The sequence below is a fragment of the Thorsellia kenyensis genome (genome assembly GCF_042432445.1).
GTDB lineage: Bacteria > Pseudomonadota > Gammaproteobacteria > Enterobacterales > Thorselliaceae > Thorsellia > Thorsellia kenyensis.
The window spans coordinates 1-11,622 of sequence record NZ_JBHLXE010000077.1 but is presented as its reverse complement, the minus strand read 5'-3'; the positions used below and the strand labels follow the sequence as shown (position 1 = coordinate 11,622).

General features: G+C 35.7%; 12 protein-coding genes. 10 read left to right on the top strand and 2 right to left on the bottom strand.

Annotated features, from left to right (window positions below; all coding sequences use genetic code 11):
• Positions 1 to 165: 165 nt before the first annotated feature.
• Both ACFFIT_RS07110 and murQ read right to left on the bottom strand, forming a co-directional pair.
• On the bottom strand, positions 166 to 318 hold the full coding sequence (locus ACFFIT_RS07110) for a PTS transporter subunit EIIB (RefSeq protein WP_385876964.1): 153 nt from the start codon (positions 316 to 318) through the stop codon (positions 166 to 168).
• An 85-nt stretch (positions 319 to 403) separates the two neighbouring features.
• Positions 404 to 1,330 (bottom strand): N-acetylmuramic acid 6-phosphate etherase, encoded by a 927-nt coding sequence (murQ, locus tag ACFFIT_RS07105; protein ID WP_385876963.1) that lies wholly within the window; start codon positions 1,328 to 1,330, stop codon positions 404 to 406.
• Between the two features lie 188 nt (positions 1,331 to 1,518).
• On the opposite strand from murQ, the gene ACFFIT_RS07100 reads away from it, so the two are divergent.
• From ACFFIT_RS07100 to ACFFIT_RS07055, 10 genes are all read left to right on the top strand, one after another.
• Positions 1,519 to 1,632, top strand: coding sequence for a transposase (locus ACFFIT_RS07100; RefSeq protein ID WP_385876962.1), 114 nt, complete (start codon positions 1,519 to 1,521; stop codon positions 1,630 to 1,632).
• 191 nt (positions 1,633 to 1,823) lie between these two features.
• Positions 1,824 to 2,027: a transposase gene (locus tag ACFFIT_RS07095; RefSeq protein WP_385876961.1), complete on the top strand. Its 204-nt coding sequence runs from the start codon at positions 1,824 to 1,826 to the stop codon at positions 2,025 to 2,027.
• A 724-nt stretch (positions 2,028 to 2,751) separates the two neighbouring features.
• Complete coding sequence (locus tag ACFFIT_RS07090; protein WP_385876960.1) at positions 2,752 to 4,968, top strand: vWA domain-containing protein; 2,217 nt, start codon at positions 2,752 to 2,754, stop codon at positions 4,966 to 4,968.
• Positions 4,965 to 5,702, top strand: a complete 738-nt coding sequence (locus ACFFIT_RS07085) for an ABC transporter ATP-binding protein (RefSeq protein WP_385876959.1) — start codon at positions 4,965 to 4,967, stop codon at positions 5,700 to 5,702. The genes ACFFIT_RS07090 and ACFFIT_RS07085 overlap by 4 nt, the downstream gene beginning before the upstream one ends.
• 22 nt (positions 5,703 to 5,724) lie before the next feature.
• Positions 5,725 to 6,948 (top strand): ABC transporter permease, encoded by a 1,224-nt coding sequence (locus ACFFIT_RS07080; protein ID WP_385876958.1) that lies wholly within the window; start codon positions 5,725 to 5,727, stop codon positions 6,946 to 6,948.
• Positions 6,938 to 8,560, top strand: coding sequence for an SUMF1/EgtB/PvdO family nonheme iron enzyme (locus ACFFIT_RS07075; protein ID WP_385876957.1), 1,623 nt, complete (start codon positions 6,938 to 6,940; stop codon positions 8,558 to 8,560). The genes ACFFIT_RS07080 and ACFFIT_RS07075 overlap by 11 nt, the downstream gene beginning before the upstream one ends.
• Before the next feature lie 127 nt (positions 8,561 to 8,687).
• Positions 8,688 to 9,380 carry a hypothetical protein gene (locus ACFFIT_RS07070; RefSeq protein ID WP_385876956.1) on the top strand — a complete coding sequence of 231 codons (693 nt, stop codon included), beginning with the start codon at positions 8,688 to 8,690 and terminating at the stop codon, positions 9,378 to 9,380.
• Between the two features lie 51 nt (positions 9,381 to 9,431).
• Positions 9,432 to 9,923, top strand: coding sequence for a hypothetical protein (locus ACFFIT_RS07065; RefSeq protein WP_385876955.1), 492 nt, complete (start codon positions 9,432 to 9,434; stop codon positions 9,921 to 9,923).
• A 120-nt stretch (positions 9,924 to 10,043) separates the two neighbouring features.
• Complete coding sequence (locus ACFFIT_RS07060; RefSeq protein ID WP_385876954.1) at positions 10,044 to 11,066, top strand: pirin family protein; 1,023 nt, start codon at positions 10,044 to 10,046, stop codon at positions 11,064 to 11,066.
• A gap of 306 nt (positions 11,067 to 11,372) precedes the next feature.
• Positions 11,373 to 11,622 (top strand): transposase (locus ACFFIT_RS07055; RefSeq protein ID WP_385876953.1); only part of this gene is annotated, 250 nt, incomplete at its 3' end.

Sequence of the window (11,622 nt, the reverse complement as noted above, 5' to 3'; positions counted from 1 at the left end):
AGATATATTGAGTTCTTTGGCTACATCTTTCAGAGACCGGTCTCCTCTGTTATTAGCCAATTTAATGGCATTCATTTTAAATTCATCTGAAAATTTTGGGTTAGCCATATTTTTAAATCTCCTATTATTTAATGATAGTGTACTATAAAATTATTAACAACTATCCTAATTGATAGGGACTCCCTCATTATTCACAAGCCCAATATTGTGAACTTGTAGCCTTAAACGGGTCATGCAGTTACCACATACTGCGATATTAGGAGCCCCACCAACAAGTGCGATTATCTCCTTTATCATTCCTTCATTTATTTTTGCCATTTTATTATCCTTATCTATTTTTGTTTAATTTAAGTAGAAGAGTAAGTCACTCCCTTAAAATGAATACTCCTAAAATTAGTAGTTCTTATATTTGATTTAATACTTCATTCAGTGCTTGCCTTACAAAACCATTGTGTTTTTTTAAAAGCTGTTTTGCTTCTTGTGCATTAACTCCCGATAAGATCATTACAATAGCTGTTTTACAGTGGCGATTAGATTGAATAAGTGCAGCAATCGCTTCTTCTTCAGAACAGCCGGTCGCATCTATGACAATTTTTTGTTGGCGAATAACCAGTTTTTTATTCGTCGCTTCTACATCGACCATTAGGTTACCATACACTTTTCCTGATCTTATCATTGAACCTGTGGTTAGCATGTTGAGTACCAGTTTTTGTGCTGTGCCAGCTTTTAAGCGAGATGATCCCGTAATAACTTCTGCACCTACGACAGGCGCTATACTTATATCCACCATTGAGGCTAAGATTCCAGCAGGATTACACCCCAAAAATACAGTAGTCGCTCCTAATGATTTTGCATATTGTACTGCGCCTTGCACATAAGGGGTTCTTCCACTTGCGGCTATACCAACTAGAACATCATTTTTATTAAAATTTAGGGCCTCTAAATCGGATTTACCCAGTTCAAGATTATCTTCAGCATTTTCTACAGCTTTAAATATTGCCGTATGACCTCCAGCAATCAGTCCTACGACTTGTTCAGGTTTAGTTCCAAACGTTGGAGGGCACTCACTGGCATCAAGTATACCCAAGCGACCTGAAGTGCCAGCACCAGCGTAAATCAAACGTCCACCGATTTTGAAGGCTTCAACTATTTTGTCTACAGCTTTCGCTATTTCAGGGATAACCTTTTCAACCGCTAATGCAACTTTTTTATCTTCTCCATTGATTATCTCAAGCATTTCAAGAGTGGATACTTCATCAATTGATAGAGTTAAGTCATTGCGACTTTCTGTTATCATTTCATTAAGATTAATTTCATGTGTATTTGACATATTAAGGACCTCACTCTTTGAAATATAAGTTGATAAGTTATTTTTAGTAGTAAAATTTGTTTTAATATACCTCAATTCTTTTGATTAAAGTAAGTGTTACATCACAAAAAAAAGTTTTAGTTATATTTTATTTACTTATTATAATGAATATGATGTTTAAAACTCTCTTATTACAGTAATGGCATAATTTGAGTGATTATAAAATGGAGAATATGCTGGCACGTGAATTATTGTTTCGTCAAATTGTTTGTTTGGAACTCAATAATTCGATTCCAGACCATTCGTCGATATGGTGTTTTTGAGAAAAACTCTAGAAAACGAGTTCAATCAATGTATTATTCGATAATATCAATCAACAACTCGCCGAGCAATCTATAATAGAATATAAAGGTTCGGTCAGTATCTTAGATGCGACAGTGATAAAAGCACTGAACAATAGACCCAATAAATCAAAGCTGGGAAAAACACACAATATAAGGACGTGATTTATAATGTGAAAATAGGCTCAGACGACAAAAAGAAAACGCCCTATGGCTTTAAAGGTCATATTGCCTGCGATGAAGATGGATTTGTGACTCAGGCAGTCGTTACCACAGCTAAATTACATGATTCACAGGTCTTTGAAGAATTATTGAAAGGTAATAAAATAGAGGTTTATTCTGATAGTGCTTATGCTAGCGTGAAAACAGCACAATAACTATAATCGAAAGGTATTGAAAATAAAAAATTAAGGCAAGCCTATCGCAATAAGTCGTTAACAAAATAAGACAAAGCATTTAACCGAATCTGTAGCACAAAAAGAAGCGGTGTAGAAAGTATCTTTGGGCTAGGTCAAATGTTTCTAGGGATGATCAAGCTAGATGTAAAGGCTTAAAAAGAAATGCGCTAATTTTTTCCATGCGTTGTATGGTATTAAATCTGAAAAAAAGTGATCACAATTAAAAAGAATTAGAACAATTACAGGCTAACTACGCCTAAATTTTGACTAAAGGACCCAAGAAGGGGGGAAATTCTGACATTTTTCGTTAAAAATAGAAAAAAGAAAATTTTTTTTCAAAAAAATGATAAAAAAAAAATTTTTTGAAAATCTATCTATAACAAAAAAGATTTTTGATTTAACAAATGAAATATTTAACAGTAGCCCAAAACTCTCATGTAATATTTTTTGCTTATACTCCATTTTATTATGAAAGAATGATAGATGCATTCAGTTTCATTTAATGTGATAATGAAGAAAAATTTAGTCCTATTTTCACTTGTGATAAATTGGTTCGGCTGATTATGATTTTTACTACATTTATAGTATAAAAATACAGTAAAGATCGAAAGATTAGTAGATTGAAATACTTAAGGTAATTGCATTTCACTGAAAGATTAAAAATAAATTAATGCAAAACATTCAATAAAAAAGGTGATAATTTATGATAATTAATTTGAGTAATAAAAAGGTGTTGTCAAGTATGGGAGCTGCGCTGCTATTAAGCGCCATAACACTTTGTACCCATAGCGCTCAAATCAATAATTCTGCGAATTCTCAAGTGGAAAGCACTTCACAGCAAAAACCGCTTTTACAAGAGGGTAAAACCAGTATTTATCAGCGGGTTCTGACTACACCTAGCTGTGAAATAAAACCTACTATTGAAGAAGCGGGCACACCTATCCCAGCTTTTAGTCGTTATTATACTTATGAAATAAAAACAATAGAGGATAAGACTTGGTTAAAAGTTGGTCCCGATAGTTATGGAAACATATCAGGCTGGCTGGATAAAAATTGCACGGTGGATTGGAAGATGCAGATAACTTTGGCATTAACTAACCCGGCTGGTAGAGAGCCGCTTTTATTTTATAAAGATAAGGAGACACTTGAAGGTCTATATGAATCTACCGATCCGAAAGCAATTCTGACTCCATTTTATGATGCTTTAGCTAACGGTACAGCCATCAGTGAAGTATTAGCAAAAGAGCCTGAGACTATGATTGATCAAAGCACACAATTTTATCTGCTTCCGGTTCTTGAATCAGATGAAATTTATACTGAGGCAGGTTTTGTAACTCGACTTTTAAATGTGGCGTCTGTCTCTAAAAATAGCGGTCCTTTAGGTTCGGACAATGAAGTGGTTGAAAAAGAAGTGGGAGCAAAGAGTAGTGAACCGAATCAAAACACTAGAGTGCCTATCTTAAAACCCAGTAACACAGTTTCAGCGACAAACAAACAAACAAGCTTGAGTGAGGCAAACGAGTCCACTGCTCTGCTAAATTCACCTACTACTCCTGTTTCTGCTAGCATAAATAATGCACCTAATACCACTCAATCCAACGCAAATAGGCTTAAAGGCTTTTCAGCATCAGTTGTTTTTGTGATTGATTCCACTATTTCGATGGGGCCCTATATTGATAAAACAAAACAAGTAGTCAATACGGTTTATAAAGAAATAGAGCAAGCCAATATGCTTGATCAAGTGAAATTTGGATTGGTTTCTTTTCGATCTAACACAACAGAAGTTCCAGGTTTAGAGTGGACAGCTAAAATGTTTGCAAATCCTAATTCAGTTAAAGATGGAGCAGATTTTTTATCTAAAGTCAGTACCCTTAAAGAAGCTACTGTTTCAAGTACGTTATTTGACGAAGATCCATACGCTGGCGTGATGATGGCACTTGAAAACATTGATTGGACTGAATTTGGTGCTAGGTATATTGTTTTAATAACAGATGCTGGTGCGATAGAAGGGGACAATAAACTAAGTTCTACTAAGCTAGATGCAGCACAGATTCGCCAAGAAGCTAAAAGAAGGGGGGTAGCTTTATATACGCTACATTTAAAATCAAAAAGTGGTAAAGATAATCACGCTAAAGCGGAAACACAATACACTGAGCTCACATTAAATGATTTCATTAATAAATCGCTTTACTATCCGATTGGACTTGGTGACGTTAATGAATTTGGACAAAAAATTACTAGCTTGTCTCAAGCGATCAAATCTCAAATTCAATTAGCTTATGAAGGAGAAAAAGCGATTGGTAGTGCTGTAATGGCTACTGAATCGGCAGCTCTGGACAATAAAAATGATCCCATACTTGAAGATACAGCACTCTTAGGACATGCAATGCAGTTAGCCTATTTAGGCAAAATTGAGAAGACGCAAGCTCCTCCTATATTTCAAGCGTGGATAAGTGACAGAGATATTATAGCTCAAAGCAAGCCTACGGTCGAAGTGCAAGTCCTTTTAACCAAAAGTGAGCTCAGTGATATGAGCGATGTGTTGACGAAAATTGTTAATGCTGCTAATGAAGGATTAATTTCACCTGAGGATATGTTTAAAAATTTAAGGGATTTAGCTGCAACAATGGGTAAAGATCCTGCGCTTTTGCAGCAAGGTAATTCAAAAAGTTTAAGTGATTTAGGTTTATTAGGCGAATATTTAGATGACTTACCTTATCTAAGTGAAGTACTTAGCTTAGATGAAGAAACTTGGAAAAGCTGGGATGGGCTAGAGCAGGAAAAATTCATTCGCCGTTTGAACACTAAAATTAATTATTATAAAAAATACAATGAAGATACTGATAGATGGATCCCCTTAGCAAAAGATAGTGATCCGAGAGATTATGTCTATCCCGTTCCATTGGAAAACTTACCATGACTTTGGGTGTTAGTCCACATATACTGAGTGTTAAAGATTTAAAAGTCACTCGTGCGGCAGGGGACATTCCTTTTACTGTCTCTTTGCCACATCTGTCACTAAACAGAAATGAAATAGTTTCCCTAACTGGGGTAAGTGGTTCTGGGAAAAGTACTTTACTTGAAGTACTCGGGCTTATTTCTAAGCCCTCACAACTTAAAATGTTTGAATTGTGTTTACCTCTTAAGAATAAGAGGCTTGTTGATTTAACCGAGTCGATTATTGATTTTAAAGAATTCGTTCTCGCACCAATACGTGCAAATGCACTAGGTTTTATTTTACAGACAGGTGGGCTTCTCCCTTTTTTATCGGTTAGAGATAATATCCAATTAGTCAGAAAACAAAAAGGATTAACTCTTTGGGCGGATTTTGTTAATCAATTAGTCTCTGAGTTGAAATTAATGGCGCTCTTAAATAAATTTCCGCATGAATTGTCTATTGGTGAAAGACAGCGAGTTGCCTTTATAAGATCAGTTGCTCATGAGCCCGCACTGGTTTTGGCTGATGAACCGACTGCTGCTCTTGATCCTTATACAGCAGATATGTTATTTGACCTTTTAAAATCCATAGCCCAAGAACTCAATTTAAGTGTGTTATTAGTAAGCCATGATTGGCAGTTACTAAAAAAACATCAAATCAGAGGTTTAAGAGCAAGAATTAATGATTCAAATGAAAGTGAATTTGTCCATGAATGAGCTAATTAAATCAAAGGGTATAATGAAAACATTCATGACGCTTGTTCGTTTAGCCTACCAAGATTTATTGTTCGATAAAAAAATAGCCCTCTGTATTATTTTTTCGTTGGTGTCCGTTATTGCTCCCTTATTATTGTTATTTGGATTAAAGCATGGAATTATTACGCAATTAAATCAGCAACTTTTAAGCGATCCTAGAAATCTAGAGATAGTGGTGCTTGGAAATAAGAATTACTCAGAAGAGTGGATAGATAATTTATCTTTTCAAAAAGAGGTAGAATTTGTTATCCCCTTGACTAGGAGTTTAAACGCACAAGCTGATTTCGTGAATAATAACCGGTATTTTATTGAAAACGTTGAAATTATACCTACAGCAAATGGAGATCCGCTTTTAGCACATCAGAGTCGAGATTTAGATTTTAATGAAGTAATTCTATCTAGTAAGACTGCACAAACATTGAATATCCAAAAAGGCGAAACGATAAAAATGATTATTAGTCGTAAAGTAAATAATCAATTGGAAAAGTGGAATCAAGAAATGAAAGTAGTTGATACCCTAGAAACAAATTATTTCAATCGTTCAGCAGCGTTTATCTCATTAGAAACTCTTATTGTTACAGAACGGTATAAAGATGGTGATATTACTGATATAGATGATTTTTTAACTGATCATGAGAAAGTCTCAGCCCTCATAAAGGATAAAAAAGAATTTGCTAAATTCAGGTTATTCGCCTCTTCGCTAGATGATGTAAATACATTGGCAAATATGCTCTTAGCGTCAAATATAGAGACGACAACAAGACAAGCGGATATAGCAAATGTGCAAGCTATTAGTTATGTACTTAATATTATTTTTTCAGTTATTGCCTGGATAACCTTCATTGGCTGCGTCGCCTCTCTTACAGGTGCATTTTTAGCTAATATAGATAGAAAAAGGAAAGATTTAGCTGTGTTGCGTTTACTGGGCTTCAGTAAAAAAGCGGTTGGCTTTTACATTCTGTTACAAGCTGCTATGATGACAACCGTGGGATTTGCTTTGGCGTGTGCACTCTATTATTTAGGTAGTTATATTTTTAATTCTACTTTAGGGGCAGCGATACCTCAGCAAGGTTTTGTGAGTGTGTTAACTGGGTTCCATTTGCTTATCGCACTGAGTTTATCACTTCTATTGTCAATAAGTGTTGCTTTGATTGGGGTGTATCGGGCCAGTCGTATTTTACCCGCGGAGAGCTTGCGTGAATTATAAAATTTTAATGCAAAAAAGAAAGTTTAAAAAAAATGTACCTTCTCTTTTCTTATTAGGTATAGCTCTATTAACAAATATATATTCATCGAGTATTGAGGCAAAGAGCCAAGATTTATCCTTTACGATTAAATGGGACGAAAAATTTTATAACCCTATGCCTCTAGAAGATGATGTGATTATCCCCATTACATGTGATGGTGCGATGGTTTTTCGAAAAGTCGCAATCGCAGTTAAAAACCCGCTAGAGGATGTCGCTATTACACTTGGCCGTGATGATAATGAATTAGGTTTTGCTGAGTTTAAACGTCAGGAGTATATTTCTGGAAGTTTTCTTGATAAAGACAAAACAGAAAGATTTTACCTTATGGCTAAATATGAATTAACTGAATTACAATATCAAGCAATAACGCAAACAGAGTGCCCTAAACCCAACTTAAAATTGATGCTGCCCAAAACAAAGATGAGCTGGTTTGAGGCAATGCAACTTGCTGATACTCTTAATATATGGATTAGAGAAAAACATCCCACAGCATTACCTACGGAAGATGGGCAATTAGGTTTTTTAAGGTTACCTACAGAAACAGAATGGGAGTTTGCTGCACGTGGTGGAATTGCTGTATCTACTTCTGAATTTAGAGATAACTTACCCCCAATGCAAGGCCCAACGAATGAATATATTTGGTTTGCAGGACCACAATCAGCGAATGGAAAACTCCAACTTGTCGGGCGCTTGAAGCCGAATCCATTAGGACTTCATGACATGATTGGTAATGTACAAGAAATGATGTTTGAGCCGTTTAGGATGAATAAACTGGATAGACAACATGGGCAAGCAGGTGGCTTTATATTACGAGGGGCAAGCTATTTAACGCAACTAACCGATTTAAGAACCGCTTTTCGTAATGAATCGCCTTATTATGATGAAAAAGGGCCTGTTAGGGATAAAACCCAAGGTGCTCGTTTTGTGATTGTATCACCTGCAATGACGTCCACAAAGAGAGTGCAAGAGATAGATAAAGCATGGTTAGCTTTAGGAAACCAAGAACCTAAGAATGAAGAAGAGACAAAACGACAAACATTAGCTCCTACAGCACTAGACTCTCTTGCTAAGATAACAAATGAGTTAGAAGATGTGAAAGTTAAACAAGAACTAGAAAGTTTGCGTAATGAATTGAGGGCAAATGCACAAGCCCGCGATGAACAACGTGATGAAGCGGTTCGTTCCGCACTGCAACTTGGGGCTTTTTTATGTACTAAATTAAAAGATGATGGGCTATTTTACACTAGACTTGAGGGAATTTATGAAAACAGCTGTGCGAAAACACCTGATGATGCTCAGTGTGTAAAGAGAAAATCTCAGTTAGATAGTCATAATGAAGTACTTGAGTTTTTGAATGGTTATTATGCCGACACTTTAGTGAGTATGTCAGCAACCTATAAATATAGTGAAATAGAACCGCAAATTGATATTCTGAAAACGCGTTTGCTAGCGAATTCAAAATCTAATTTACACAACTATTTAGACACGTATTGGATGCATTTACAAGGTTATTGGGATAATGGCAAAATAACAAAACAGCAATGGTTGGAAAATTGTAAAATAACGCAATAAATTAATTTTAATATTTTTATGTTTATAAAAAATAGAGGGTATTATTTTATATGCCCTTGAATGCTATAAAAAATCATGGTGAATAGGTTTTTAATAAATTAAATATATTTTACATAAGGAGGTAGGTATGCAACCTACAAAATTATCTTATTCTTTACGCGCCACTTTTGTGGTGTTATCAATCATTTTAGCTGGATGTGCCAGCAATAAAAAAAGCGATGTGGACTCGCGTTTGACTAATAACCCAGATATTGAATTTTTTTCTGAGTCCGGAACACAAGCTTGTATGGTGGGTGCGGGCACAGGCGTTGTGGGCTGTTTATTAAGTAATTCAGACAATAAAGCTGAATGTGCTCTGATTGCAGCAGTTGCGGGTTGTACTGTAGGGGTAGGTGCGAATGCGTTTCTTGATTACAATCGCCAAAAATATGGTACAGAGGAGGCTGCATTGAATGCAGCCCTTAATGACTTGCGTGAAGAAAATGCGCGCTTAACCCGTTTAACCGCGGTTAACCAATCTGTCATCAATGACAATAAAATTATCTTGGATAACCTTCAAAAAGATATTGCAGCTAACCGTGTGAATGCAGAAGCAGCTAAACGCAATTTGGCCTCAATTGATGCTAATATAGAATTTCTCCTAAGCTCAATTACAAATGCAAGAACTCGGAAAATGGAGTGGGATAAATTGAGCAACAGCCAACAAGGTGATACAAAAGAATTAGATAAAGAAATTCAAGTAATGAATGAAAAAATCAAAGCATTAGAAACCGAATTGAATTCATTATTTGAGCAACGTACCGCTATTCGTTTATCTTAATTATTACTAATATTACGATTATTGCTAAATTACTCTTAATAAGAGGACAGAATGAATAAAAAAATTAAATTACTCGCCAGTTTGAGTGCTATTGCATTTTTAGCTGGTTGCGCCACTGATGTAAAAGATTGTGACCCTAATTCAGGTGATGTCAGTCTTGTGACAAAGTTTAATTGTCAATATTCAGGCACATATCAAAAAAGGATAGATGACAGGCAAAAGCAACTGACAGATGAGACTGCTCTTAATAGTGAGCTAAAATCAGTCGTGAAAGAGCTACAACAAGAGCTCAATAGGCAGGATATGGAGTTTGGTGAAGCGAAAGCAATCAACGATGCTGCACGTGGAAGATTAAATAATTTATTACAAAATCTCAAGCAAAAAACTTCTTCGAGCCAATCATTGCAAGCGCAGATCAATGAAATTGAAACACTTGTAAACCAATCACCTCAATCGAATTCAGAAATTGAAAAACGCTTACAACTTGAAGAGTTAAAATCGAAAGTAAGTCAGTTAGAGCAAGACTTGGGATTGGGACTTTAATAATTTTTAACCAACTTACCCTAAAAAAAGTTAGGTTATTTTCGCGTTGACTTGTTTTGTCACTTACAAGCAAAAATCGTTAAAATAACCTTAAAGAAACGTTACACGTAAGAGGATAAAATGACGTCAAAATATCACCCGGCTATTAAAGCCCTAACACCTTTAGATTTTCCTTGGCCTGTTGATGATCCCTTTTTGTTTTGTGCCTATCATCAAGACATTTATCCTAGAGCTAATGAAGAATTTGGGCCTGATGCCGATTTAAGTGGTAGAAATCTTGGCAGTGACTTTATTAAAAAAGACGGATATCGCATGTATCATGGTGAAACCGTACCAGGATTTCCTGCTCATCCACATTGTGGATTTGAAACATTGACTATAGTTGAAGAGGGCTTTGTTGATCATACGGATTCATTAGGCGCAACAGCTCGATATGGCAAAGGGGATTTCCAATGGCTAACCACTGGCAGTGGTATTTTGCATAGTGAAATGTTTCCGTTGCTGAATAAAACAGAATTAAATCCTTTAGAATTATTTCAAATATGGCTGAATTTACCCGCGCGCTCTAAAGAAAGTCCTGCAGCATTCAATATGTATTGGGCTGAGAAATTCACTCACTTTGATATAGTTAACTCAAGTCACTTAAAAGTGTTCACTGGCCAATTAGGTCACTATAGAGCTTCGATCACTCCTCCGCAAGCTTCTTATGCAAGTTCTGAAAAAGCTGATCTTACGGTTGCCGTTTTAACATTAGCCAAAGGAGAGCAATTTAATTTACCTAAAGCTCACAATCTACATGCTCTGAGAAGCCTGTATTTTTATATGGGTAACTCGGTTAAAATTGGGGATGTAGTGATCGATAAACCAATGAAAATTTCGCTGGATTCTTCTTTTGACCAATTGCCTATCATTGCAATTGATGGCGAAGTAAAGCTTCTTCTACTCCAGGGTGTACCTCTCTATGAACCAATAGTACAGCATGGACCATTTGTTGCTTTAACTAAAGATCGTTTATATGAAAAAATAAATGAATACAGACGCACAGAATTTGGAGGGTGGACTTTACCGACTTCTGCACCTGTTCATGGAGAAATAACAAAGCGCTTTGCTAAGCGAGGGGAAGAGACTGAATGGCCTTCTTAATAGCAAAACATAGCCTTCGGCGCGTATTCAATATTTTGAAGGGGTGATTTTTAAATCCGTGATTGTATGGCTTAAAATTAGTTAAGTGTTGATTTTTTATAAATCAACACTTAACACCTTCCCTATCAATTAGGATAGTTGTTAATAATTTTATAGTACACTATCATTAAATAATAGGAGATTTAAAAATATGGCTAACCCAAAATTTTCAGATGAATTTAAAATGAATGCAATTAAATTGGCTAATAATAGAGGAGACCGGTCTCTAAAGCTGTAGCCAAAGAACTCAATATATCCAAAAGCTCTTTGGATGCTTGGCTTAAAAATCATAGAGAACAATTAAATCAACTCTCTTCAGATAGTAGACAGTGGTCGGCTCAAGAAAAATTATTAGCCATTGCAGAATCTCATGCTTTAACTGGCGAAGAACTCAGCCAATGGTGCCGTATGAAAGGCATTTTTGAACATCAATTAAAGTCTTGGAAAAGGAAGTTTATTGAGAGTTCTGAAAAGAAAAACAGCCATGCACAAACGGCTGAATTAAAAACGCTTAAGG

Bases quoted from the DNA above. Each gene is read 5' to 3' on its own strand.
- ACFFIT_RS07110 (WP_385876964.1), bottom strand. From the start codon at position 318: ATGGCAAAAATAAATGAAGGAATGATAAAGGAGATAATCGCACTTGTT.
- murQ (WP_385876963.1), bottom strand. From the start codon at position 1,330: ATGTCAAATACACATGAAATTAATCTTAATGAAATGATAACAGAAAGT.
- ACFFIT_RS07090 (WP_385876960.1), top strand. From the start codon at position 2,752: ATGATAATTAATTTGAGTAATAAAAAGGTGTTGTCAAGTATGGGAGCT.
- ACFFIT_RS07085 (WP_385876959.1), top strand. From the start codon at position 4,965: ATGACTTTGGGTGTTAGTCCACATATACTGAGTGTTAAAGATTTAAAA.
- ACFFIT_RS07080 (WP_385876958.1), top strand. From the start codon at position 5,725: ATGAAAACATTCATGACGCTTGTTCGTTTAGCCTACCAAGATTTATTG.
- ACFFIT_RS07070 (WP_385876956.1), top strand. From the start codon at position 8,688: ATGCAACCTACAAAATTATCTTATTCTTTACGCGCCACTTTTGTGGTG.
- ACFFIT_RS07065 (WP_385876955.1), top strand. From the start codon at position 9,432: ATGAATAAAAAAATTAAATTACTCGCCAGTTTGAGTGCTATTGCATTT.
- ACFFIT_RS07060 (WP_385876954.1), top strand. From the start codon at position 10,044: ATGACGTCAAAATATCACCCGGCTATTAAAGCCCTAACACCTTTAGAT.